Genomic DNA, 24,244 nt, shown 5'->3' on the forward strand with positions numbered 1-24,244 from the left:
CAGGCGCATGCCGCCGGCCCCATCCTGCAAGGCTGGACGCCGGGCATGAACGACGCGCGGGTCCAGCGGGCCGTCGCGCCTCAGGCGGCGGACCGCGTTTTCTCCTGCCAGGTATCGAAGGCGGCGGTATCCCCGCCCAGCCGGCGCGTCAGGTCGGCCGCCGCCGCCAGCAGGCGCGCCGACATCGACGGCAGCAGCTCCGCCGAAAAGCGGGCGGCCGGTCCGGACAGGGCCAGCGCCCCGCGCAGGTTTTTCTGCGGACCGAACACGGGCGCCGCAATCGCGGCGATATCCGGCTCGCGCTCCCCCACCGTAATGATGTAGGGCTGCTCCGGCATCCTTGACGCAGGCGTCATGGACGGGTCGAACGCGGTCAGCACGCGTCCGGCCGCGCCCTTGTCGAGCGGCACCAGGTCTCCGGTGCGGATATGGTCGCGAATGGAACGCGGCGAATCCACGCGGAAAAGGCAGACGCGATGGTCGCCTTCGCGCGTGAAGAAGGACGCGCCTTCCTCCGTCTCCTGCACCAGCCGGCGCAGGATGGGCGGCACGTGGTCGTCCAGGCGCAAGGCCGATTGATACAGCCCGCCCCAGTGCAAGAGCATGGACCCCAGCTGGTAGGTGCCGTCGTCCAGGCGCACGATGCAATGCTCCTGGACCAGGGAGGTCAGGAGCCGCAGGATCGTGCTCTTGTACATCTTCGTTCGCCGCGCGATCTCGTTGAGCGACAGGGAACTGTCGCCCGCATGGAAGGCGTTCAATATCGCGATCGCCCGCTCCACTGCCGCAACGCCGCCAGCCTTGGTGTCGCTTTCCGGTTCTTCCGACATTGATTTGACTCGATCTAGTGCATGTCCTAGTTGACATTGTAGCGTACCGTTCTGCAGAATACGATTCTTCTAGACAGAACGTTGATTATCGCACCACCGGATCCACGGCCTCGCTGCCTGCTTCCTGCTCGCTGGCCTTGCTTTTTGCCCTTGCTTCCGGACGTTGCCCTCCCAGCGTTCTTCCTGGACTTCTCCTATAACTCCCGAGGGGTATTAACCATGCTTGACCACCGTTGGAAAAAACGCTTCGCGAGCCTGGCCTGTGGACTTTGCCTGGTCGGCGCTTCCTCTTCCTCCTACGCGCAAACGTTCCCCGACAAACCGATCACCATCGTCGCGCCGTATCCGCCCGGCGGCGCCACCGACCTGTACGCGCGCTCCGTGGCCGCCGGCCTCGGTGAAATGGGCCAGTCCGTCATCGTGGACAACCGGGCGGGCGCCTCGGGCATCATCGGGGCCGACTACGTTTCGCGGGCCGCGCCCGACGGCTACACAATGCTCATCGGTGCGTCGTCGATGTTTTCCGTGCTGCCCCTGCTCAGCAAGCGCATGGACACCGTCTACCAGAAGATCGAACCGGTCTCCATCCTGGGCTTCAATCCCTCCTACGTGGTGGTGCCGGCCTCGCTGCCGGTCAACACGATCCAGGAACTGATCGCGTTCCTGAAGCAGCATCCCGGCAAGTACGGCTACGGGTCCGCGGGAGCCGGTACGTCGCAACATGTGTTCATGGAGCTGTTCAAGCAGCGCGCCGGCCTCGATCTCTTTCCCGTGCAATACAAGGGCAGTTCGCCGATGGTGGTGGATCTGATCTCGGAACGGGTCGTCATGGCGATCGAACAGGGCCCCGCCGTGCTGTCGTACATCAAGGCGGGCAAGTTGAAGGCGCTGGCCGTCACGACGGCGAAGCGGTCCGAAGCCCTGCCCAACGTCCCCACCCTTGCGGAAACCGTGCTGCCGGGGTTCGAGGCCGTGACCTGGTTCGCGCTCTACGCGCCCAAGGGGGTCCCCAGGAACGTCATCGACAAGGTGGTGCCGCAAATCGCCAAGACGATGTCGTCCAAGGAAGTCAAGGAACGCCTGGGCGCGGTCGGCGTCGAGGCCGCATCCAGCACGCCCGAGGAGGTCGTGAAGCGGCAGGCGGCGGAGACCGCGCTGTGGAAAGACGTGATCGCGCGTTCGAAGATTTCGCTCGAAGACTGAGACCCGGACCCTCGCCATGCATTCGAAGCAGCCGTTTTCGCTCGGCACCGAGCCTCGCGCCGACTACCTGGAAAAAGTCACGGGCGCGGCGATCTACGCAAGCGACGTCACGGTACCCGGCATGCTGCACGGAAAAATCCTGCGCAGCACCGTGCCGCACGCGCGTATCGCCAGGCTGGACGTGAGCGCCGCGCTCGCCATTCCCGGGGTCGTGGCCATACTCACGGGCGACGACCTGAAGGACTTGCCGGGCACCGAGACCCACTGGGGCTTGTCGCTGCGCGACCGCCCCGTCATCGCGTTGGACAAGGTCCGGTATGTCGGGGACCCCGTCGCCGCGGTGGCCGCGGTGGACGAAGCCAGCGCCGAAGCGGCCGTCGATGCCATCGTCGTCGCCTACGAGACGCTGCCGCACGCGACCACCGCCCGGGAAGCCCTGGCCGAGGGCGCGGCGCTGGTCCACGAGCGGATGGACGTGCTCAAGGACTATTACTTCCGCGGACATTGCACGCCCGTCGAGGGCACCAACCAGTTCCAGCAATGGTCCTATGAAAGCGGCGACGTGGATGCGGTCTTCGCGGGCGGCGCGCGCGTTTTCGAGGATACTTTCACCTTCCCCATGGTGTTCCATTACGCCATGGAGCCGCACGCCTGCATCGCGCACTGGCAGCGCAATTCGCTGGAGATATGGAGCGGCGGCCAGACCCCCACGGCGATCCAGCGCGTCTGCTCGGAGATCCTGGGCATCCCGCTGTCGTGCGTGCGGGTGCATTCGCCCTACGTGGGCGGCGGGTTCGGCGGCAAGGCATCGGTCAAGATCGACCCCCTGGTGGCGGCGCTTTCCTGGAAAGCGCGCGCGCCTGTCCGCGTCTGCCTGACCATCGCCGAGTCCATGCTCACCTGCCGGCGCCTGGATGCCGAAGTGACGCTGAAGACGGCGGTGGACGGCGACGGCAGGATCGTCGGGAAAGCCGTCCGCGCGGTCGTCAATGGCGGCGCCTACGCGGACACGGGCCCCGCCATCGCCGTCAAGGCGGCGATCCGGGCCATCGGCCCCTACCACATCCCCAATCTGCGGCTGGAAGCCGTCGGCGTCTACACGAACACGGTGCCCGGCGCCGCGTTCCGCTCCATCGGCGGTCCGCAGGCGGTCTGGGCCACCGAGTCGCAGATGGACATCATGGCCGCCGCGCTGGGGCAAGACCCGGTCGAATTCCGAATGCTCAACATGGCGCAAAAAGGCCAGACGCTGAAGCACGACCTGAGGCCCCTGGACGTCGACATGCGGCGGTCGCTACGCGCCGCCGTGGACACGCTCAAGCGCCTGCCGGAGCCCGCGCACCAAGGGCGCCGGGGCATGGGCGTGGCCGTGGGCGCGACCGATCCCGGCATCATGCCCATCGGCGGGGCCATCGTCCGCCTGCGCGCGGACGGGTCGGTCAACGTTTCCGCGAATACGGTGGAGATCGGCCAGGGAAGCCGCGGCGTACTCCGCATCGTGGCCGCCAGGACGCTGAACCAGCCCTTGAAGATGATCGCCGTGGCGCAGCCGGACACCCTGCAGGCGCCGTATGACTGGGGCACGGGCGCCAGCCGCTCCACCGTCATCATCGGCCTGGCGGTGCAGATGGCCTGCGAAGACATCATCCGCCAGGTGCGCGACGTCGCCGCCGACGTGCTGGGCGGCAACGCGGCCGACTACCGGCTGGTCGAAGGCGCCGTCGAAGGACCGGGGGAATCGATCGCGCTGATCGAACTCCTGCGCCGCTTCAATGGCATGGCCGCCGGCGAATTCCTGGGCGTGGGACGCGTGAACCCCAACACCCGCGATGGCGGCTTCAAGCTGCAGCCGCTGTTCTGGGAGACCGGCGCCGGCGCATTCGAAATCGCGCTGGACGAGGGCACGGGCGCCATCCGGATATTGCGGGCAAGCGGCGCCGCCGACCTGGGGCACGTGATCAATCCCAAGGCCGCCGAGGGCCAGGACGAAGGGGCCATGGTGATGGGCCTGGGCCACACGCTGTCCGAGGAATACATCTACGCGGACGGCCAGGTCGTCAATGGCACCCTCTTCGACTACAAGGTGCCGACGATGGAAGAGGTCCCGGAACACGTGGGAACCACCCTGATAGAGAGCGGCGACGGGCCTGGACCGTTCGGCGCGCGCGGCGGCGGCGAAGGCGCCATCCTGCCCGTGGCGCCCGCCGTGGCCAACGCCCTGTTCCAGGGCTGGGGCATACGCGTGAAGGAACTGCCGCTGACGCCCGAGCGCGTCTGGCGCGCGCTGCAAGAAAAAAATCCGACAGACGAATAACACCGACGCCATGGACTTCAGAATCGACGCATTACTGCCCGCGACCGCCTCGCAACTGTGGGCCATCTTCTTCGACGTAAAGCGGGTCGCCACGCTCATTCCCGGCTGCGAGAATGTCGAGGAAGTTGAAAAACTCAAGGTGTTCTCCGCGGTCATGCGGCAGAAGATAGGACCGTTCAAGCTGGACGTTCCCACCCGCATCGACATCGACACCTATGAGATCGAGCGGCAGGTCAGCCTGACGGCCGTGGGCAGCGACAAGGCCACGGGCACCTCCATCGATGTCCGGATGGTGGTCAACCTGGAGGAGCAGGGCGACGGCGACGACGTGCGCTGCAAACTGGACGTAAGCGCCAGCATGCAGGTCGCGGGCCGCCTGGCCTCGCTGGGCTACCCCATCGTGCGCAAGCGCTCCGAACAGCTCTTCGCCGAGTTCGAGGCACGCCTGCGGGCGGAGCTGGCGCAGCTCGATGGCGGTACGCCACCGGCCGCCGGGGCGGCGTCCGGAAACGCCATGGCGGCCTTGCCGGCGCGGACCGGCGCCGGGGAATCGGGCGTATCGGCGACACCGGACGTATCGGGTATATCGGCCGCCGCCGAAGCGCCGCGCGCGGTCCCCGACCCACAGGCAGGGACACGAGGAGCGCAGGCATCGCCGCCCCGGCCTATTGCGCCGGCGGGCGCCGCGCCGTCCAATCGCGCCCCGGGCGGCGCCATCGAACTGGTCTTCCTGTGGCCCAGGCTGGGCATCAACGTCGCCGTGGCGCTGGGCGTCGCCCATGGAGCGGTCGCGCTGGGCCAGTCGCCCTGGTGGTGGCTGGCCGCCCCCCTGCTGGGCATCGCCGCCAGCCTTGGAAAGCGAGCCGGCTGATGCGCGCCCAGCCATTCTTCCTGCACCGGCCGGCGGATCTCGCCACGGCCATCGCGCTGAAGGCGGAGCACGGCGACGCCGCCACCTTCCACGCCGGCGGCACCGAACTGCTGGTCGCGTTGAAGGCGCACGTCCTGCGCTACGAGCATGTGATCGACATCAAGCGGATCCCCGGCTTGAAGGGCGTGCGCCTGAGGGACGACGGCACGATATCGATAGGCTCGCTGACGACGCACGACAGCATCGCCAACGATCCCGTCATCCGCGCGTCCCTGCCGGGCTACGCCGAGCTCAGCGAACATGTCGCCAACATCCGCGTGCGGATGGCCGGCACCCTGGGCGGAGTCCTCTGTTTCGCCGAGCCGCACGCGGACGCGCCCACCCTGCTCTGCGCGCTGGACGCCTGGGTGGTCCTGGCCGGCCCGAACGGGGAGCGCGAAGTCCCCTGCCGCGATTTCCACCTGGGCGAGTTCGCGACGGCGCGCGCGGACGACGAGTTGCTGACGTCGATCGAGATCGCGCCGCAGTCCGCGGGCACGCGCTCCGCCTACCGCGCCTTCGGGCATACGGAGCGCCCGGCCGTCGGCGTGGGCGCGGTCTGGTCGACCGATAACCCGCAGCGGCTGAGCCTGTGGGCCGGCGCCATCGCCGCCTGCCCGACCCGCCTGGCGCGCGCCGAGGAGGCCGCCGCGTCCCTGGACGCCGGCCTTCCCGCCGAGGAAATATGGCGGCGCCTGCGGCCCGCGGTCGACGCCGATGCGCGGGCCCTCGATGCCCACGACGACCTCCATGGCGGCGCCGACTACAAGCGCCACCTCGTATCCGTCCTTGCCGAACGTGCCCTCAAAGCGTGCCTGCCATGAGCCAGACCAACGACGAATTTCCCATGATGCGCGTGGACTTCAAGGTCAACGGCGCGCCCGCCTCCCTCGACATCCAACCGCAGGAGATGTTGATCGACGTGTTGCGCGAGCGACTGCGGCTCACCGGCACCAAGCGCTCCTGCGACGTGCAGGTCTGCGGCGCCTGCACGGTGCTGGTGGACGGCAACCCCACGTCCAGCTGCACCACGCTGTGCGCGGACGCGCAGGACCGCGAGGTGACGACCATCGAGGGCCTGGCGGACGGCAAGCGGCTGGACGCCGTCCAGCGCGCGTTCATCGCGCACGGCGCCTTGCAGTGCGGGTTCTGCACGCCCGGCATGATCCTCGCCGTCAAGGCCATGCTGGCGCGTCATGAACGCCCCTCCGAGGAGACGGTTCGCCACTACCTGCGCGGCAATATTTGCAGATGCACCGGCTACGTGAAGATCCTTGAAGCCATCATGGATCTCGTGCAGAACCCTTCACATTACCAATAGGAGAACCCATGTCCGACTCCAACCACACCCCGCCTCGAACGCACGCGATCATCGCCGGCGCAGGCATGGGCGGGCTGACCCTGGCGCTGGCGCTTTTGAAAAAAGGTTACGACGTCGACATCTACGAGCAGTCCCCGGAACTGCGCGAAGTCGGCGCCGGCTTGTGGATTTCCGCCAATGGCGCGAAAGTCATGGCCGCCCTGGGCCTGAAGGAAAAGCTGGAGCGGATCAACCTGCCGCCCCAGGACAGGCTCATACGGTACTGGAAGACCGGCGAAGGAAAGTCCGTCTACAACCGCGACGCCAACCCGTCGCGGGCCGACCACACGCTGATCCAGGTGCTGCGTTCGGAATTGCAGCGCGTGCTGTACGAGGCCGTCGTGGCGATCAAGCCGGATGCCGTGCATTTCGGCGTGCGCTCCGTCGGCGCCGAGACGGTCGACGGCCGCGCGCGCCTGCTCCTGGACGACGGCAGCCATATCGAAGGCGACGTCGTGATCGGCTGCGACGGCGCGCACTCGCGGGTGCGCCAGTCCATGTTCGGACCCGCGCCGGCGCGCTATACGGGCGCCCTGGCGTGGCGTGGCCTCACGCCCATGGACAAGCTCAAGCCGCAGCATCGCGAGCCGCTGGCATCGACCTGGGTGGGTCCCACCGCGCACGTCACCACGTATCCCGTGCAGAAGAACGGCGAGATGTTCGTCAGCTTTTCCGCGCAGGTCGACAGCGACACGTGGCACACCGAATCCTGGTCGGAGAAAGGCGACCTCGCGGACGCGCTGCGCGATTTCGAGGGCTGGCACCCGGACATCATCGACCTGTTCGTCGGGTCAGAGAACCTGTTCCGCTGGGGCTTGTTCGTCCGCGACCCCTTGCAGGCCTGGTCCCAGGGCCGCGTGACCCTGGTCGGCGACGCCTGCCACTCGATGACGCCCTACCTGGGCATGGGCGTCAACATGACCATGGAGGATGCCTATGTGCTTGCGCGCTGCCTTGAGCAGGGGCCGGACGATATTCCAGCGGCCCTCGCGCGCTACGACCGCGCGCGCATCGAGCGCGCCAACCGCACGAAGGAGGCATCGCTGAAAATGTTCGGCATATTCCATCATCCGGACCTGGCCGCGGCGGCAACCGCCTGGCCCTATATCGACACGCACTGGTCGGCGCAGGCGGTCCGCGAGCGCTACGACTGGCTGCTCCAATATGACGCGACGGCCGTGGAGATCTGACATCATGACCGAAGCAGTGGAAAAACCCGTCCGTCCCTGGGACGGCATCATTCCCGACCGGGAACTCGACATCTATCAGCGCGCCGGCTGGGGAGCGCCGACCGGGATAGGCAAGCGTCCGGCCCTGCTGGTCATCGACGTGCAATACCGGTCGATGGGCTACGAGCCCGTGCCGATCGAACAGGCCATCCAGACCATGCCGACGAGCTGCGGCGAATACGGGTGGCGCGCCGTCCCCCAGATCGCGCGGCTGCTGCGCGCATTCCGGGAGATGGGCGCGCCCGTCCTGTACCCGCATGTCGCGCCCAAGCGCCCGCATGACCGCGGCCAGTTCGAGGCCAAGGTCCCCGGCGTCATGGACGTGTCGGCGCCCGACTACGATTTCGTCAAGGAGGCAGCGCCGCGGCAGGGCGACATCCTGATACCCAAGTACCAGGCCAGCGCATTCCACGGCACCGCGCTGGCGAGCTACCTGGTCGGCCTGGGGGTGGACACGGTGGTGGTCACGGGCTGCACCACCAGCGGATGCGTGCGAGCCACCGTCGTCGATGCCTGCGCGCTGAACTACAAGGTGGTGGTTCCGCAGGACGCCGTCTACGACCGCTCCCAGGTGTCCCATGCGGTGAACCTGTTCGACATGGCGAGCAAGTACGCGGACGTCATGCCCACGGGGGACCTGGTGAAGCTGCTGCTGGCTTGCCGTTGAGCCGGCGCGCAGGGGCGGGATCCCGGCGCGCCGGCGCCGCCGATCCCGCGTCAAACATTCATCAAGGGTAAAAAGGTTTTGATTCCCCGTGCGATTCGCGCGTGGGGAACGACGTCGCGCCCGGATTTACCTACAATGTCCGGGCGCCGACTCTCTCCCGCGCCTTCCACCGAGCAGGAGCATCATGGCCTACCGATACCCCCTCTCCCGCCCCGCCTGGCTGCTGATCGGCAGCGCCACGCTGGCCGCCCTCATCGCGGCCGGTTCCATCGCCGAGACCGTGCCGGCCCGGCCGCCCGGCGCCCTGGTCATGGGTCCCGGCCCGGTGATTCTCGATCCGCTCACCGAATGCCAGAATGCAGTCGGGGACAAGCCCCGCACCGCCCTCGGTCATTGCCTGGGCGATGCCCAGCGCGTCGCCGAGAAGGCAATGGTCGCCTCCTATGGCGACCTCGAAAAGAGCCTGCGCGACGTCAAGTCGGCCGGAACGCCCAAGGCGATATCGACGCTGAAGGAATCCCAGAAGGCCTTCGTCAAGTTCCGGGATGCCGAATGCAAGCGCCAGGGCGCGGCGGCCATGGGAGGCAGCGGCGCCGGCGACATGGAGGCGGCCTGCCTGGTCAAGCTGACGCGCTGGCGCACCAGCATCCTGTCATCCGGTTGAGCGGGGCGCGCGTGGCAAGGGCCGGATTTCAGGCTCGCGCAGCGGGGGCTATTTGCCCTGCGTGATGAGGCGCGCGCTGCGCTGTCCGCGCGTGTGTATCCATAGCCAGCTCAGCGCCACGCTCAGGCGGTTGCGCATGCCGATCAGGAAGTAGATGTGGGCGATGCCCCAGATCCACCATGCCAGCGGCCCTCGCAACTTGATGCGGCCGAAGTCGATCACCGCCTTGCGCTTGCCTATCGTCGCCAGGTTGCCGCTGTGCTTGTAGCGGAATGGTGCCGGCGGCGGAGCGCCGCGCAGGCGTGCCTTGATGGCCGCGCCCACGTAGCGCCCCTGCTGCTTGGCCGCCGGCGCGATGCCGGGAACCGGCGCGCCATCCGGTCCGGCGATGCTGACGGTATCGCCCACCGCGTAGATCTCCGGGTAGCCCGGCACGGTGAGGTCGGGCTCGACCAGCAGCCGGCCGGCCCGGTCGGCGGGAGCGCCCAGCCACTCCGCGGCCGGCGATGCGCGCACGCCGGCGCCCCATAGCACCGTGTCGGCTTCCAGCCGCGTGTCGCCATAGACCACGCCTTGCGCCGAACATTCGGACACCGTCTGGCCCAGCACCACTTCGACACCCAGTTTTTCCAGGGCCTGCCTGGCGTAGTCCGACAAGGACGGATCGAACGCGCTCAGCAGGCGTTGTCCCCCTTCGATCAGCAGCACGCGCGCGCGGCGCGTGTCGATGCGGCGGAAATCCGGCGGCAGCGTGACGCGCGCCATCTCGGCGATGGTACCGGCCAGCTCCACGCCGGTGGGGCCGCCGCCGATGACCACGAAGGTCAGCAGCGCCGCCTGGCGGCGCGGATCGGTTTCCCGTTCGGCGCGCTCGAAGGCCAGCAGGATGCGGCGCCGGATCATGGTGGCGTCCTCCAGGGTCTTCAGGCCGGGCGCATATGGCATCCAGTCGTCGTGGCCGAAATAGGCGTGGCGCGCGCCGGTCGCCAGCACCAGCGAGTCATAGGGAACGCGGCCGCCATCCTCCAGCAGGACCTCGCGCGCCTGCGTATCGACGCCGATGACCGTCGCCAGCAGGGTGCTGGCCTCGGGCCGGTCACGCAGCAGATAACGGATGGGCCACGCGATCTCCGAGGTCGCCAGCGAGGCGGTGGCGACCTGGTAGAGCAAGGGTTGGAACAGGTGGTGATTGCGCCGGTCGATCAGCGTGATGTCGACGTCGGCGCCCTTCAGGCGGCTGATGGCCTCCAGGCCGCCGAAGCCGCCGCCCACGACGACCACGCGGTGGCGACCGGCGGCGCGGGATGCGGGGGGAGAGGAGGACGCGGAGGGAGTGTCGCTCATGATGCGGATTCCTTGATGCAAGACCTTGATGCAAGCGCTGGCAGGTACGGGCAAGTATGTGCAAGTATGTGCCCGTATGTGCACGTAGGTGCATATACGGGCAAGCATGGCCGCGACGGGTCGCGCGCACGGCCGTGAATCAGAGGATACGCCAATTTGCTGCACTGCAAAAATACCGGGCCGCCCTCATCCTCATACTTGAGCCGCGTCAGGTGGTCGGCGTCTCGCTCGCCGTGCATTTGCAGTCGCGCGGCCGCGCGGTGGCGCCAGGCCGCATCAGGCGCATCAGCCGCATCAGCCGCGCTAGGCGGCCCGGCTCACCCTGCCGTCGCGTTGCAGCCGCTGCGCCACGTAGTCCAGGAAGCAGGCAATGCGCGCGGCCAGCTGCGTATTGCGATAGTAGACGGCATGAATGGGTTGGCGGACATCGACGGTGTCGCGCGCCAGCACCTGCACCAGGTCGCCCCGGCGGCGGTCCTCGTGCGACATGAAGTCGGCCAGGCAGACCAGGCCTTCGCCGGCCAGCGCCAGCTGGCGCAGCGTCTCTCCGCTGGAAGCCGCCACCTGCGGACGGATATGCAGGCTGTCGCCCAGCGCATGGCGCAGGGGCCAGTGGTTCAGCGTATCGGGCTCGGTGAAGCCCAGCAGGCTGTGGCGCGCCAGGTCTTCCGCGCTGCGTGGCTTGCCCCGCTGGGCCAGGTAGGCCGGACTGGCCAGAATGCGCAGCGCGTTGCTGCCCAGCGGACGGGCGTGCAGCGTCGAATCGCGCAAGGTGCCGATGCGGATGGCGATGTCCGTGCGCTGTTCGAGCAGGTCGATGATCTGGTCGTTGGATTGCAGGGCGAGTTCGATCTGCGGATATTGCCGGCGGAATTCACCGACCAGGGGCACGATGACATGCAGCATGAAGGGCGACGCGGCATTCACGCGCAGCAGGCCGGCCGGCTGCTGGCGCCGCAGGGCCATCTGTTCCTCGATGGCCTCGACCGACTCGACGACGCGGCGCGCCTCGCCCAGCAGAAGCTGCCCTTCCTCGGTCAGCGCAAGCCGCCGCGTGGTCCGGTGCAGCAGCGTGGTCTCCAGCTTCAGCTCCAGGCGTCCCAGCGTCCGGCTGACGGCCGACACCGTCTGCCCCAGGCGTTCGGCGGCCGCCGTGATGGAGCCGGCATCGACGACCGCGATGAAGGTCTGCATTTCGTCCAGGGTGGTCTTCATGGGAAGAATGATACCCGCCCGGCATTGACGCATCGGGAATTGCCCCGATATAAGGGGGCATGAGCGCCCTCTCCACCGAGGCCGACGTGCTGGATGCCTTGTTTCATCCGGCGGTCGCGGCCTGGTTTCATCGTACGTATGACGGGCCCACGCCTGCCCAGCAGCGCGCGTGGCCCTTGATCCATGGCGGACGCCCTACCCTGGTGGCGGCGCCGACGGGGTCGGGCAAGACGCTGACCGCCTTCCTGGCCGCCATCGATGAACTGGTGCGCATGGGCGTGGCCGCGGACGGCCGCTTGCCCGACGCCACGCTGGTGCTGTATGTGTCGCCGTTGAAGGCCCTCTCCAACGATATCCGCGTCAACCTGCAGGCGCCGCTGGAAGGCATCGCCGGGGAATTGGCGGCGCGCGGACTGCCGGCGCCCGTCATCCGCAGCGCCGTGCGCACCGGCGACACGCCGCAGAAGGACAGGCAGGCCATGCGGCGCCAACCGCCGCATATCCTCGTCACCACGCCGGAGTCGCTTTACGTGCTGCTGGGATCGGCCGGCGGCCGCGCCATGCTGGCCGGCGTGCGTTCGGTCATCGTCGATGAAATCCACGCCGTGGCGGGCAGCAAGCGCGGCAGCCACCTGGCGCTCAGCCTGGCCCGTCTCGACGCCCTGTGCGCCCGGCCGCCAGTGCGCATCGGCCTGTCCGCCACGCAAAAGCCCTTGCAGGCCGTGGCCCGCTTCCTGGTCGGCCGCGACGCCGACGGCACGCCCGCCGACTGCGCCATCGTCGATATCGGCCATGGCCGGGCCCGCGACCTGGCGCTGGAAATCCCGCCCGTGCCGCTGGAAGCCGTGATGGCCAACGACGTCTGGGAACGGGTCTACGACCGCATGGCGGAACTGGCCGCCGCGCATCGCACCACCCTGGTCTTCGTCAATACGCGGCGCATGGCCGAGCGGGCCGCGCGCCATCTGGCCGAACGCCTGGGCGCGGAAGCCGTGGCGGCGCACCACGGCAGCCTGTCCAAGGAAACCCGGCTGGATACGGAGCAGCGCCTGAAGCGCGGCGCGTTGAAGGTGCTGGTGGCGACCGCGTCGCTGGAACTGGGCATCGATATCGGCGAGGTCGAACTGGTCTGCCAGGTGGGCTCGCCGCGCGCCATCGCGGCCCTGTTGCAGCGCGTGGGCCGGGCGGGCCACCAGGTGGGCGGCATTTCCAAGGGCCGGCTCTTTCCCACGTCGCGCGACGACCTGATCGAATGCGCCGCGCTGCTGGACAGCGTGCGGCGCGGCGAGCTGGACACCCTGCGCGTGCCGCGCGCGCCGCTGGACGTGCTGGCCCAGCAGATCGTGGCCGAAGTCGCCAACCAGGAATGGTCCGAGGACGCGCTCTACGCCTTGCTGCGCCACGCGGAGCCCTATGCCGACCTGCCGCGCGCGGATTACGACGCGGTGCTGCGCATGCTGGCGCAGGGCTACACCAGCCGCCACGGCGTGCGCGGCGCCTATCTGCACCGCGATACGGTCAGCGGGACGGTTCGCGGACGGCGCGGCAGCCAGTTGACCGCGGTGACCTCGGGCGGGACCATCCCCGACAATGCCGACTATGCGGTGCTGCTCGAACCGCAAGGCCAGCAGATCGGCACTGTCAACGAAGACTTCGCCGTCGAAAGCCTGGCCGGCGACGTGTTCCAGCTGGGCAACACCGCCTATCGCATCCTGCGCATCGAAACGGGGCGCGTGCGCGTGGAGGACGCGCACGGCATGGCGCCCAGCATCCCGTTCTGGCTGGGCGAGGCGCCGGGCCGCAGCGACGAGCTGTCGCAAGCGGTCGCGCGGCTGCGCGCACGGGTGGATGGCTGGCTGCGGGATGCGACGCATGCCGCGGACCATCATGCCGCGGACCAGGCTGCCGCGGCGGTGGACGGCGTGGGCCATCATGCCTCCATGACGGCCACCATGACGGCCACCACGGTCGAACCCTCCTCGATCGACCTGCAAGGCGTCATCGACAAGCTATGCGGTGAAACCGGCATCGCCGCGGGCGCGGCGCGCCAGATCGTCGAATACCTGGCGCGCGCGCGCGCCGCCCTCGGCGCGCTGCCGACCCAGGACGTGCTGGTGCTGGAACGCTTCTTCGACGAATCGGGCGGCATGCAACTGGTACTGCACGCGCCCTTCGGCAGCCGTATCAACCGGGCCTGGGGCCTGGCCCTGCGCAAGCGCTTCTGCCGCACCTTCAACTTCGAATTGCAGGCCGCCGCCACCGAGGACGCCATCGTGCTGTCGCTGTCCACCAGCCACAGCTTTCCCCTTGAAGAGGTCTGGCAGTACCTGCGCGCGGCAACGGCGCGCGACGTGCTGGTACAGGCCCTGCTCGACGCGCCGTTGTTCAATGCGCGCTGGCGCTGGAACGCCACCACGTCGCTCGCCATCCCACGCTACAGCGGCGGCCGCAAGCTGGCGCCGCAGCTGCTGCGCATGCGCAGCGAGGACCTGCTTGCGGCGGTCTTTCCCGACCAGGCGGCCTGCCTCGAAAACATCGTCGGCGAACGCGAGCTGCCGGCGCATCCACTGGTGGAACAGACGCTGGACGATTGCCTGCACGAGGCCATGGATTGCGCGGGCTGGCTGGCAGTGCTCCGGCGCATCGAGCAGGGCGACGTGACCCTGCTCGCGCGCGACCTGCCGGCGCCTTCGCCGCTGGCGATGGAAATCCTCGGCGCGAATCCCTACGCCTTCCTGGACGACGCGCCGCTGGAGGAAAGACGCACGCGTGCGGTACAGGCCCGGCGCTGGTCCGACCCTGCCAGCAACGACGACCTGGGCGCGCTGGATCCCGCGGCCATTGCGGAGGTGGCCGCGCAAGCCTGGCCTCGGGTGCGCGGCGCGGACGAGGCGCACGAAGCCTTGATGACGCTGGGCTGCGTCACCGCCGACGAGGCGGCCGGCCTGGGCACGCCGGTCCACGAGGACGATGGCCCGGGGCCGACAGGCGCGGATGCAGGTCCAGGTCCACGTCCAGACCCGGCCCCAGGCGCGGCGCATGATGGTGCCGGCCGCGAGGCCGCGGCCGGCACCGCGACCATGGACACCGCTGCCGTCGGCGACGCTGACTGGCGTCCGTGCTTGCGCAGCCTGGCGCGGTCCGGCCGCGCCACGCAATTGACCCTGCCGGATGGCTCGCGCCTGTGGACGGCGCTGGAGCGCCTGCCCTGCCTGCTGGCGATCCATCCCGATGCCATCCCCGAGCCGCCGTTGATGGCCGCCCCGGAACAGTGTCAACGCGAGGACGCCATCGTCGAACTGTTGCGCGCGCGCCTGTCCGGCCTGGGCCCGCGCACGCTCGCGGAACTCACCGCGCCGCTGTCCCTGACAGCCGCCGAGGGCGTCGCCGCGCTGGCGCGACTGGAACAGGAAGGCGTGATCATGCGCGGCCGCTACACGCCGGCGGCCACGGCGGAACAGTGGTGCGAACGGCACCTGCTGGCGCGCATCCATCGCCTCACCATCGCCCATCTGCGGCGTGAAATCGAACCCGTGACGCGCCAGGAATTCATGCGCTTCCTGTGCCACTGGCAGCGGTTGGCGCCCGCCACGCGCGGCCAGGGAGCGGCGGCGTTGGGCGATGTGCTGGAGCAGCTGGAAGGCTATGAAGCCGCTGCCGGCGCCTGGGAGCCGGACCTGCTGCCCGCCCGCGTGTCCGACTACCAGCCCGCCTGGCTGGACGACCTGGCGCGCGCCGGCCGCCTGGCGTGGCTGCGCATGCCAGGTCCCGCCCGCGGGGCCGCCGCCACGGTACGGGCCACGCCCATCGTGCTGCTGCCACGCCGTCAACTGGCGACGTGGCAGGCCCTGGCCGGGCCGGTCGACCCGGATGCGCTATCGGCGCGGGCCCGCGACGTCCATGACGCCTTGCGAGCCGAAGGCGCGATGTTCTTCGATGAGTTGCTGGCCACCACACGCCTGCTGCCGGTGGAATTGGAAAATGCCCTGGTCGAACTGGTCGCCGCCGGCCTGGTCACGGCGGACAGTTACGATGGACTGCGCGCGCTGCTGCTGCCGGCGTCCCGCCGCGCACCGCCCAGCGGCCGGCGCCGGCGCGGCGGGGCGCCCCCGCCCGGCCTGGACCAGGCCGGCCGCTGGGCCGTGGTGCGCCGCGCGCCGCCGGCCGTCTCCGCGGCAGGAGCGTATGCCGAGGCGGCGGATGCGACAAAAGCAACGCTTGCCAAGGCTGATGCCGGGATCGCGACACGAGATGCGCCGCGACCGGCGCCGCCGCCCGGCCCCGCGGCCGTCACGGCGCGCCCGCCCCGCAGCGATCCGGCGCAGCTGGAATACCTTGCCCGCGTATTGCTGCGCCGCTATGGCGTGCTGTTCTGGCGCCTGCTGGATCGCGAAGCCGACTGGTTGCCGCCGTGGCGCGACCTGCTTCCCGTCCTGCACCGGATGGAAGCCCGTGGCGAGATCCGCGGCGGCCGTTACGTGGCGGGCTTGGCCGGCGAGCAATTCGCCCTGCCCGAGGCCATCCCCATCCTGCGCGGATTGCGCAGGATGGAAGGCGACGGCGCCTGGATCGCCGTATCCGCCGTCGACCCCTTGAACCTGTGCGGCACCCTGCTGCCGGGAGAAAAGATTCCCGCCCTGGCCGGGAACCGCCTGCTGCTGCGCGATGGCCTGCCCATGGCTGCCTGGGTGGCGGGCACTTTCCGGGAATTGACGGCGCTGACGGCCGAGGAACGGCGGGAAGCCCAAGCCGCGTTGTCGCGGCCAGGCTGAAGGGACGTCAAGGAGCGTCGATGGAAGGCGACACGGCCGACATCGACGCCAATGACGAGGCCAACGACGAGGCCACCGACGACGCCGCCAACAAACCGCTTGACAAAGGCGTCGCTCCCTTTATCAGGGTAAATACGTGCAGATCCGGCGCGATTTATCCAGCCCATTGATTTAACAGGGCTTTTTAAATTTTCCAAAAACCTATCCCTAGACTTGTCCACAGAAGATGTTGATAAGTCCGGGGAAGACAGGCCCTGTCCGCCCCTTTTTATTCCCTTTCCAGGACGGCTGGCGGGGGTGATTTTATGCTGTATATTTATCCAGTGCAACGTCCTGTCCTGTCCGTGTCATGTCTTCCGCCGCCCCCCTCTCCCCCGAGCGCATCCATCCCGCCTTGTGGCGCGGGACGCAGCTCGCGCGCGGCACGCGGGCCGCGATACGAACGGGCCATCCCCAACTCACCCGCGAACTGCCGGACGGTGGCTGGCCCACCGGCTCCCTGACCGAACTGCTGCTGGCGCGGCCGGGCATCGGCGAATTGCGCCTGCTGCAGCCCGCCCTGGCCGCGCTGCCTTCCACAGGTCCGATCGCCCTGGTGCAACCGCCCTGTGTCCCGCATATCGCCGCCTGGCGCGGCGCGGGCCTGGACCCCGGCCGCCTGTGGTGGATAGACCCCGCGCGCGAAGCCGATGCGCTCTGGTCCATCGAGCAGATCCTGAAGAACGGCAGTTGCGCCGCGCTGTTGTGCTGGCTGCCCCGGGTGCCCGCGGCCACCCTGCGCCGCCTGCACCTGGCGGCCCAGGGCTGCGGCACCTTGCTGTTCGCCCTGCGACCGGCACGCGACGCCAGCCTGGCATCGCCGGCGCCCTTGCGGCTGGAACTGCGCACCGTCAGCGGCGGCCTGGTCGTCAACCTGCTCAAACGGCGCGGACCCGTCTGCGCCCAACCCTTGTTCATCGCACTGGATACCGCCCTGGTGCCACGCTCCCTGCCCACGCATGCCCATTCCGCTCTGGATCGCCGTATCCCTGCCCAGGCTGGCGCTGGACGCCCTGCGTCCGCCCTGGCCACTTGAAAGCACGGCTTGCGCGGTCATGCAGCAGGATCGCGTCCTGGCCCTGACGACCGCCGCCGCGGACCTTGGCATCCAGCCAGGCCTGCGGCGCGGCGGCGTCACGGCCATCGCCCCGCAGGTCATCATGCTGGAGCGCGACGTCGCCGCCGAGGAAGAGGCGCGCCAAGCCACCGCCCTCGCGTTGCTGCAGTACACGCCCGAAGTCGCGCTGGCCGACGCCGATACCATCCTGCTGGGCGTGGGCGCCAGCCTGCGCGCCTTCGGCGGTGCGCGCCGCCTGCTGCGCCGCGTGCGCGCCACGGTCGCCAGCCAGGACCTGCGGGCGGTGCTGGCCATGGCGCCCACCGCCGGCGGCGCCTGGCTGCTGGCGCAAAGCCCGGCGCGCCGCCGCCGGGTGCTGCGCCTGGATGCCTTGACGCGGCGCCTGGACGCCTTGCCCTGCCGGCTGCTGCCGCAAGCCCGGCCCCACCTGGACTGGCTGCGCGGCATAGGCTGCCAGACGCTGCGGCAATTGCGCGCCCTGCCGCGCGCCGGCCTGCAGCGGCGCTGCGGTCCGGACCTGGTCCTGGCCCTGGACCGGGCCTATGGCCAGGCGCCCCAGGTCCACGCATGGCTGACGGCGCCGGCGCAATTCCGACGGCGCCACGAACTCATCGAACGCATCGAGCACACCGACGCCGTGCTGGCCGTGGCCGGCCGCCTGCTCGAACCGCTGTGCGGCTGGCTGACGGCGCGCCAGCTGGCCGTGCCGCGCCTGCGGCTGGCGCTGGAACACGAACGGGGCCGCCATGCACGGCCGCCAACGCCGCTGGACCTGGCGTTGGCCGAGCCCGCGTGGCAGGCCGATCATCTGCGAACCTTGCTGCGCGAGCGCCTGGCCCGGCTAGTGCTGGAAGCGCCAGTCATCGCGGTGGTGCTGGACGCCTCCGACACCGTGCCGCGGCCCGGCGCCAACACCACCTTGTTTCCGGACCCCGCGCAGCAGGCCGGCGACCAGGCCCGTCTGCTGGACGTCCTGGCCGCGCGGCTTGGGCGCGACCGCGTACGCGTGCCCTGTCCAACCGCCGACCATCGTCCGGAAGCCGCCAACCGCTGGCGCCAGGCGCATGACGCGGCGGGCGCCGCCGGTCCGGCCCCGGCGCTGGACCGGCCCTACTGGCTGCTCGATCCGCCCCATGTCCTGCGGGTACGCGACCAGCGGCCATTCCATGGGTCGCCCCTGACACTGGTGCGCGGCCCGGAACGCATCGAAAGCGGCTGGTGGGACGGAGACCTGGCCTTGCGCGACTACTTCGTCGCCGAGGATGCCGCGGGCGCCCGCTACTGGATCTACCGGGAACGCGACGGGCAGGAGGGGCGCTGGTTTCTGCACGGGCTGTTCGGCTAGCCCGGGGCGAAGGACGGAAGCCGCGCACGGCGGGTGATGGCGCCAGGGGGATAAATCATGCAGGTATTGGACGAAGAGGACGACCGCCACGATGACGGCGACGACGGTGACGGCACCTCCGCCATCGTGCCGACCCTGCCCGGCTATGCCGAGCTTTGCTGCCTGTCGAATTTTTCCTTTCTGCGCGGCGCCTCGCATCCCGAGGAACTGGTCGAGCGTGCCGCCGAACTGGGCTACGAGTCACTGGCATTGACCGACGAGTGCTCGCTGGCCGGCGTGGTGCGAGCACATGTGCAGGCCAAGGCCAGCAAGCTGCGCTTGATCGTCGGCAGCCGCTTCACCTTGTCCTCGGGCATCCACGTGGTGCTGCTGGCGCAGACGCGCGAGGGCTATGGCAACCTGGCCGAACTGATCACACTGGCCCGCACCCGCGCGGCGAAAAAGGGCAGCTACACCCTGACGCCCGAGGACCTGGAAACCCCCGCCGCCAGCCACGCGCATCTGCGCGGCATGCCCGACTGCCTGGCCATCCTGGTGCCGGATCACGGCACGACCGCCGAGGTGCTGACGCGCCAGGCACAGTGGCTGGCCGCGATTTTCCCCGGACGCGCCTGGCTGGGCCTGACCTTGCAGCATTTCAACCGCGACGACCTGCACCGCGCCCACGTCGACGCGGCGGCGCAGGCCAGCGGTTTGCCGGTGAGCGCGCTGGGCCAGGTCGAAATGCACCTGCGCTCACGCAAGCCGCTGCACGATACGATCACCGCCATCCGTCTTGGCAAGCCGGTGCGCGAGTGCGGCTACGCGCTGGCCGCCAATGCCGAGCGGCATTTGCGCTCCCGCCTGCGCCTGGGCGCCCTGTACCCCGAGACCGCCTTGCGCCAGTCGCTCTACATCGCGCGCCGCTGCACCTTCAGCCTGGACGAATTGCGCTACGAATATCCCGATGAAATCGTGCCCAAGGGCGCCACGCCGGCCAGCTATCTGCGGGAGCAGACCTGGCTGGGCGCGCGGCGGCGCTTCGGCGCCATCACCCCGCCGGCGGTGGTCGCGCAGATCGAAAAGGAATTGGCGCTGATCCAGGACCTGCACTACGAAGCCTATTTCCTCACGGTCTACGACATCGTCCTGTACGCGCGCCAGCAAGGCATCCTGTGCCAGGGCCGCGGCTCGGCCGCCAACTCGGCGGTCTGCTATTGCCTGGGCATCACCGAGGTCGACCCGGCGCAGGGCAACAGCCTGTTCGAACGCTTCATCAGCAAGGAACGCAACGAGCCGCCGGACATCGACGTCGACTTCGAGCACCAGCGCCGCGAGGAGGTCATCCAGTACATCTACCGTAAATACGGCCGTCCGCGCGCCGCCCTCACCGCCGTGGTCATCAGCTACCGCCCGCGCAGCGTGCTGCGCGACACCGGCAAGGCGCTGGGCGTGGACCCCGCCATCATCGACGCCGTGGCCAAGGCCCACCAATGGTGGGACGACCGGCGCGCGCTGCTGCAAGGCTTCGGCGCCTGCGGACTGGACCCCGAGTCGCCGGTCGCGCGGCAATGGGCCGCGCTGGCGACGCAGTTGCTGGGCTTTCCCCGCCACCTGTCGCAGCATCCCGGCGGCTTCGTGATCGCGCGCGGCAAGCTGTCGCGCCTGGTTCCCATCGAGAACGCGGCCATGGCCGGCCGCAGCGTGGTGCAGTGGGACAAGGACGATCTCGACGCCATGCGCCTGCTCAAGGTGGATGTGCTGGCGCTGGGCATGCTGTCGGTGATCCGGCGCGCGCTGGAAATGGTCAGCCGGCGCCGGGGCCGGCCTTTCTCCATGCAGGACGTGCCGCGGGAGGATCACGACACGTACCAGATGATCAGCGACGCCGACACGGTGGGCGTCTTCCAGATCGAATCGCGGGCGCAGATGACCATGCTGCCGCGCCTGCGGCCGCAAACGTACTACGACCTGGTCATCGAGGTGGCCATCGTGCGGCCCGGCCCCATCCAGGGCGGCATGGTGCATCCCTTCCTGCGCCGCCGCCAGGGACTGGAACCCATCACGTATCCCAGCGAGAAGGTCAAGGCCGTGCTGGAGCGCACCTGCGGCGTGCCCATCTTCCAGGAGCAGGTCATGCAGATCGCCATGGTGGCGGCCGGCTTCACGGGCGGCGAGGCCGACGAACTGCGCCGTTCCATGGCGGCCTGGCGGCGCAAGGGCGGCGTCGACAAATTCCGCGTCAAGCTTATCGGCGGCCTGCTCGCGCATGGCTATGCCAAGGACTTCGCGGAGGCCATCTTCCGCCAGGTCGAAGGCTTCGGCGAATATGGTTTTCCGGAAAGCCACGCCGCCAGCTTCGCCTTGCTGGCCTATGTCAGTTCCTGGCTCAAGCGCCATGAGCCCGAATCCTTCCTGGCCGCGCTGCTCAACTCGCAACCCATGGGGTTCTATGCGCCGTCGCAGCTGGTGCAGGATGCGCGCCGCCATGGCGTGCGCGTGCTGCCGGTGGATGTGATGCATAGCGATTGGGAATGCACGCTGGTCCATGCCGCGACGGACGCAGGCCCCGTCGCCGCCATCGAAGGCGCGCGATGCTCGCGGCATGCGCCGCAGACCGGTTCCGAACCCCGTCCCGCCGTGCGCCTGGGCTTGAACCTCATCAAGGGCATGTCGCAAGAGACCGCCGACCGCATCAGCGCGGCGCGCGCCGCCGCGCCCTTGCGCGATAGCGAGGACCTGGCGCGGCGGGCCGACCTGAAGCGCCACGAACTCGACGTGCTGGCCGCCGGCGATGCCTTGCGCACCCTCGCCGGCCACCGTCGCCAGGCGCGTTGGGCCGCGGCCGCCGGCGCGCCCGCGCGGGGCCTGCTGCGCGATGCCGCCATCGTCGAGGACGCCGTGCCGGACCTGCTGGCGCCGGACGAAGGCCAGACCATCGTCGAGGATTACCGGGCCCTGGGACTGACGTTGAATCGCCATCCGCTGGCGCTCTTGCGCGAGACGCTGCGCGCGCGCCGCTTCGAGACCGCGCAGGTCCTGCATACCTATCCCGACCGGCGCCTGGCGCGCGCGTGCGGCATCGTCACCGTGCGCCAGCGGCCCGGCACCGCCAACGGCACCATCTTCGTCACCATCGAGGACGAGACCGGCGCGGTCAATGCCGTCATCCGCCCGGAGCTGATAGAAAGCCAGCGCAAGGAACTGCTGGGGGCCTCGCTGCTGGGCATCTATGGCATCTGGCAGAACGTGAACGAAGTGCGCAATTTGATCGCGCGACGCCTGGTGGACCTCACGCCCTTGCTGGGCACGCTGAATACGCGCAGCCGCGATTTTCATTGACGCTCAGCAAGGGCATAACGCTTGCTCGCGTAAGAGGCTCATGCGGAATTCGTCCGCATGAGCCCGCCATCCTGGCGGTCCCGTCAAGCTCAGGAGTTGATGATGAACCAGCAATCGAATCAGCAAGGCCAGAAGCAGCAAGACCAACAAGGCCAGCATGGTCAGCAACAGAACCAGCAATCGCAGCGCTCGCAGCAACAACAGCAGCAGAACCGTCCGGGCCAGCAGCAGCAACCCGGCCAGCAACGTTCGTCAGGCAGCCAGGGCCAGGCGTCGCAGAGCGGCAGCGGCACGCATCAGAAGGACATGCACAAGTCGCGCTGATGGGCACGCCCGCGCTGATCGGCATGTCGCTGCACGCCGTGGGCGCGCAAGGCTGAGCAAGCTCTCGTACGCCACGCACATCCGGCTGTAGAACCACCCCGCCGGCCGCGCCGCCCCGGGCTCGAAACGAGCGCGGGGCGGCGCAAGACCAGGCCGGCGGACTACCCGCCCCGCCTCATCCGGGCAGGAAAGGCGCGGCATCGATGGGCGTGGGCACGCCCGCCATCTGGGCCGTCAACAACGCGGCGCTGCCGCAGGCCAGGGTGAACCCCAGCGCGCCCTGGCCCAGGTTCAACCATAGATTCCGCGCCGCCCGGCTGGCTCCGATGATGGGCTTGCTGCCTGGCGTGGCCGGCCGCAGCCCGGCCCAGGCGGTCGCGGCATCCAGGTCCAGCCGCGGGAAGACCTCGGCCACCTGGCGCTTGAGCAGGTCGATGCGTCGCGGATCGATGGCGGCGTCGGCGCTCCCGATATCGACCATGGCCGCGATGCGCAGCGTCTTGCCCATGCGCGCATAGACGATGCGCCTTTCGTAATCGGTCACGCTGATGGCGGGCCCCTCGTCCTTGCGCGCCAGCGGCACGCTCAGGCTGTAGCCCTTGAGCGGATACAGGGGCACGTTCACGCCCAGCGGCCGCAGCAGCGCGCGGCTGCCCAGGCCCGACGCCACCACGAAGGCGTCGGCCTCGATCTCGCCCCTGTCGGTGTCGGCCGCGGCGATGTCGGCGCCGCGCCGGCGCAGGCCGCGAACATTCGTGCCCATGCGCAAGGTCACGTTCGGCAGCGTCTTCAGGCGCTCGAACAAGCCCTCGGTGAAGAGGCGGCAATCGCCGCTTTCCTCGCTGGGGGTGTAGATGGCGCCCGCCAATTGCCGGCGCATGCCGCCCAGGGCGGGCTCCAGCGCCAGGGTTTCCTCGGCCGAGAGCACCGACTGCTCGGCCCCATGGGCCGCCTGATAGGCCACGAGGCGGCGCGCCTTTTCAAGCAGGCCGGCATCGCGATAGGCGATCAGCTTGCCGTTGCGCACATGGCCGAACTCGATCGGGTCCTGCGCGAGCAGGCCGTGCATGGCATCGCGGCTCAGATAGGACAGGGTCGACAGTTCGGCCGTGGAAGCGCGCGCCACGGCCGCGCGGCAGGCCAGCGCGAAATCCAGGCACCAGCGCCATTGATGCGGGTCCAGTCGCGGCCGGAAACGCAGCGGCGAGTCGGCCCGCAAGAGCCAGTTCGGCACGCTGGGCAGCACGCCCGGCCCGGCCAGCGGCGCCACATAGCTGTAGCTCAGTTGGCCGCCGTTGGCAAAGCTGGAGACCTCGGCGGGCCGCTCCCGCGCATCCGCCAGCGTCACGTCGAAGCCCTGGCGGGCCAGAAAATAGGCAGAGGACACCCCGATCACACCGGCGCCTATCACGCATACGCGCATGAAATCATCCTGAAAGAACCGTCTGCGCCGATTCTGGACTTCGCGCGGCCCCCCCGCAAATGCCAAAGCCGCGAGATGGCATAACCTTTGGATATGGCAAGCGGGCCAAACTGGGTTTTCCTCAGGGTTTCCCTGATAGACGATCCAGAGGGCGCGATTATGGGTAAGCTGCCGCATAACCTACAGCTATTGCTTTCAGAATACGT

General features: G+C 69.1%; 18 protein-coding genes. 14 read left to right on the forward strand and 4 right to left on the reverse strand.

The genetic code is table 11. The annotated features are described in order from the left end of the window. Positions 1 to 80: 80 nt before the first annotated feature. Positions 81 to 830, reverse strand: coding sequence for an IclR family transcriptional regulator (locus C7R54_RS02920; protein ID WP_129148676.1), 750 nt, complete (start codon positions 828 to 830; stop codon positions 81 to 83). Positions 831 to 1,049: 219 nt separating this feature from the next. Between C7R54_RS02920 and C7R54_RS02925 the strand changes: the two genes are divergently transcribed. From C7R54_RS02925 to umoC, 8 genes are all read left to right on the forward strand, one after another. Further along, a complete protein-coding gene (locus C7R54_RS02925) occupies positions 1,050 to 2,033 on the forward strand; it encodes a Bug family tripartite tricarboxylate transporter substrate binding protein (RefSeq protein ID WP_129148677.1) in 984 nt (327 codons plus the stop codon). Between the two features lie 16 nt (positions 2,034 to 2,049). Further along, positions 2,050 to 4,347 carry a xanthine dehydrogenase family protein molybdopterin-binding subunit gene (locus tag C7R54_RS02930; protein ID WP_129148678.1) on the forward strand — a complete coding sequence of 766 codons (2,298 nt, stop codon included), beginning with the start codon at positions 2,050 to 2,052 and terminating at the stop codon, positions 4,345 to 4,347. Between the two features lie 10 nt (positions 4,348 to 4,357). Continuing rightward, positions 4,358 to 5,218 (forward strand): SRPBCC family protein, encoded by an 861-nt coding sequence (locus tag C7R54_RS02935; protein ID WP_129148679.1) that lies wholly within the window; start codon positions 4,358 to 4,360, stop codon positions 5,216 to 5,218. Next, the gene (locus tag C7R54_RS02940) at positions 5,218 to 6,081 is read left to right on the forward strand and encodes an FAD binding domain-containing protein (protein WP_129148680.1); all 864 of its coding nucleotides are present in this window, start codon (positions 5,218 to 5,220) and stop codon (positions 6,079 to 6,081) included. The genes C7R54_RS02935 and C7R54_RS02940 overlap by 1 nt, the downstream gene beginning before the upstream one ends. Beyond that, complete coding sequence (locus C7R54_RS02945) at positions 6,078 to 6,578, forward strand: (2Fe-2S)-binding protein (protein ID WP_240039347.1); 501 nt, start codon at positions 6,078 to 6,080, stop codon at positions 6,576 to 6,578. The genes C7R54_RS02940 and C7R54_RS02945 overlap by 4 nt, the downstream gene beginning before the upstream one ends. Positions 6,579 to 6,586: 8 nt before the next feature. Further along, the gene (locus tag C7R54_RS02950; RefSeq protein ID WP_129148681.1) at positions 6,587 to 7,807 is read left to right on the forward strand and encodes an FAD-dependent oxidoreductase; all 1,221 of its coding nucleotides are present in this window, start codon (positions 6,587 to 6,589) and stop codon (positions 7,805 to 7,807) included. Between the two features lie 4 nt (positions 7,808 to 7,811). Further along, positions 7,812 to 8,513, forward strand: coding sequence for an isochorismatase family protein (locus C7R54_RS02955; protein WP_129148682.1), 702 nt, complete (start codon positions 7,812 to 7,814; stop codon positions 8,511 to 8,513). Between the two features lie 184 nt (positions 8,514 to 8,697). Then, positions 8,698 to 9,177 carry a lysozyme inhibitor LprI family protein gene (gene umoC / locus C7R54_RS02960; RefSeq protein WP_129148683.1) on the forward strand — a complete coding sequence of 160 codons (480 nt, stop codon included), beginning with the start codon at positions 8,698 to 8,700 and terminating at the stop codon, positions 9,175 to 9,177. 48 nt (positions 9,178 to 9,225) lie between these two features. Here the strand turns inward: umoC and C7R54_RS02965 are convergent, their stop codons facing one another. Both C7R54_RS02965 and C7R54_RS02970 read right to left on the reverse strand, forming a co-directional pair. Continuing rightward, positions 9,226 to 10,521: an NAD(P)/FAD-dependent oxidoreductase gene (locus tag C7R54_RS02965; RefSeq protein ID WP_129148684.1), complete on the reverse strand. Its 1,296-nt coding sequence runs from the start codon at positions 10,519 to 10,521 to the stop codon at positions 9,226 to 9,228. A gap of 303 nt (positions 10,522 to 10,824) precedes the next feature. Continuing rightward, positions 10,825 to 11,736, reverse strand: coding sequence for a LysR family transcriptional regulator (locus C7R54_RS02970; protein ID WP_129148685.1), 912 nt, complete (start codon positions 11,734 to 11,736; stop codon positions 10,825 to 10,827). A 59-nt stretch (positions 11,737 to 11,795) separates the two neighbouring features. Between C7R54_RS02970 and C7R54_RS29125 the strand changes: the two genes are divergently transcribed. From C7R54_RS29125 to C7R54_RS02995, 6 genes are all read left to right on the forward strand, one after another. Next, positions 11,796 to 16,508 carry a DEAD/DEAH box helicase gene (locus C7R54_RS29125; RefSeq protein WP_240039348.1) on the forward strand — a complete coding sequence of 1,571 codons (4,713 nt, stop codon included), beginning with the start codon at positions 11,796 to 11,798 and terminating at the stop codon, positions 16,506 to 16,508. A 20-nt stretch (positions 16,509 to 16,528) separates the two neighbouring features. Further along, positions 16,529 to 16,678 (forward strand): hypothetical protein, encoded by a 150-nt coding sequence (locus tag C7R54_RS28800; RefSeq protein ID WP_158021135.1) that lies wholly within the window; start codon positions 16,529 to 16,531, stop codon positions 16,676 to 16,678. Positions 16,679 to 16,857: 179 nt separating this feature from the next. After that, positions 16,858 to 17,583: a translesion DNA synthesis-associated protein ImuA gene (gene imuA / locus C7R54_RS02980; RefSeq protein WP_129148686.1), complete on the forward strand. Its 726-nt coding sequence runs from the start codon at positions 16,858 to 16,860 to the stop codon at positions 17,581 to 17,583. Next, a complete protein-coding gene (locus C7R54_RS02985) occupies positions 17,513 to 18,970 on the forward strand; it encodes a Y-family DNA polymerase (protein ID WP_240039406.1) in 1,458 nt (485 codons plus the stop codon). The genes imuA and C7R54_RS02985 overlap by 71 nt, the downstream gene beginning before the upstream one ends. A gap of 123 nt (positions 18,971 to 19,093) precedes the next feature. Further along, complete coding sequence (locus tag C7R54_RS02990; protein WP_377813590.1) at positions 19,094 to 22,291, forward strand: error-prone DNA polymerase; 3,198 nt, start codon at positions 19,094 to 19,096, stop codon at positions 22,289 to 22,291. Between the two features lie 102 nt (positions 22,292 to 22,393). Next, positions 22,394 to 22,615, forward strand: coding sequence for a hypothetical protein (locus C7R54_RS02995; RefSeq protein ID WP_192903574.1), 222 nt, complete (start codon positions 22,394 to 22,396; stop codon positions 22,613 to 22,615). A 175-nt stretch (positions 22,616 to 22,790) separates the two neighbouring features. On the opposite strand, the gene C7R54_RS03000 is transcribed toward C7R54_RS02995, so the two are convergent. Beyond that, entirely contained in the window at positions 22,791 to 24,038 is a 1,248-nt protein-coding gene (locus C7R54_RS03000) for a D-amino acid dehydrogenase (protein WP_129148689.1), read from the reverse strand. Positions 24,039 to 24,244 lie beyond the last annotated feature (206 nt).

The sequence above is a fragment of the Achromobacter aloeverae genome, from assembly GCF_004121055.1.
Lineage (GTDB): Bacteria > Pseudomonadota > Gammaproteobacteria > Burkholderiales > Burkholderiaceae_B > Bordetella_C > Bordetella_C aloeverae.

What these genes read in the sequence shown, in the direction of transcription:
- C7R54_RS02920 (WP_129148676.1), bottom strand. Translation starts at nt 830, where the DNA reads ATGTCGGAAGAACCGGAAAGCGACACCAAGGCTGGCGGCGTTGCGGCA.
- C7R54_RS02925 (WP_129148677.1), top strand. Translation starts at nt 1,050, where the DNA reads ATGCTTGACCACCGTTGGAAAAAACGCTTCGCGAGCCTGGCCTGTGGA.
- C7R54_RS02930 (WP_129148678.1), top strand. Translation starts at nt 2,050, where the DNA reads ATGCATTCGAAGCAGCCGTTTTCGCTCGGCACCGAGCCTCGCGCCGAC.
- C7R54_RS02935 (WP_129148679.1), top strand. Translation starts at nt 4,358, where the DNA reads ATGGACTTCAGAATCGACGCATTACTGCCCGCGACCGCCTCGCAACTG.
- C7R54_RS02940 (WP_129148680.1), top strand. Translation starts at nt 5,218, where the DNA reads ATGCGCGCCCAGCCATTCTTCCTGCACCGGCCGGCGGATCTCGCCACG.
- C7R54_RS02945 (WP_240039347.1), top strand. Translation starts at nt 6,078, where the DNA reads ATGAGCCAGACCAACGACGAATTTCCCATGATGCGCGTGGACTTCAAG.
- C7R54_RS02950 (WP_129148681.1), top strand. Translation starts at nt 6,587, where the DNA reads ATGTCCGACTCCAACCACACCCCGCCTCGAACGCACGCGATCATCGCC.
- C7R54_RS02955 (WP_129148682.1), top strand. Translation starts at nt 7,812, where the DNA reads ATGACCGAAGCAGTGGAAAAACCCGTCCGTCCCTGGGACGGCATCATT.
- umoC (WP_129148683.1), top strand. Translation starts at nt 8,698, where the DNA reads ATGGCCTACCGATACCCCCTCTCCCGCCCCGCCTGGCTGCTGATCGGC.
- C7R54_RS02965 (WP_129148684.1), bottom strand. Translation starts at nt 10,521, where the DNA reads ATGAGCGACACTCCCTCCGCGTCCTCCTCTCCCCCCGCATCCCGCGCC.
- C7R54_RS02970 (WP_129148685.1), bottom strand. Translation starts at nt 11,736, where the DNA reads ATGAAGACCACCCTGGACGAAATGCAGACCTTCATCGCGGTCGTCGAT.
- C7R54_RS29125 (WP_240039348.1), top strand. Translation starts at nt 11,796, where the DNA reads ATGAGCGCCCTCTCCACCGAGGCCGACGTGCTGGATGCCTTGTTTCAT.
- C7R54_RS28800 (WP_158021135.1), top strand. Translation starts at nt 16,529, where the DNA reads ATGGAAGGCGACACGGCCGACATCGACGCCAATGACGAGGCCAACGAC.
- imuA (WP_129148686.1), top strand. Translation starts at nt 16,858, where the DNA reads ATGTCTTCCGCCGCCCCCCTCTCCCCCGAGCGCATCCATCCCGCCTTG.
- C7R54_RS02995 (WP_192903574.1), top strand. Translation starts at nt 22,394, where the DNA reads ATGAACCAGCAATCGAATCAGCAAGGCCAGAAGCAGCAAGACCAACAA.
- C7R54_RS03000 (WP_129148689.1), bottom strand. Translation starts at nt 24,038, where the DNA reads ATGCGCGTATGCGTGATAGGCGCCGGTGTGATCGGGGTGTCCTCTGCC.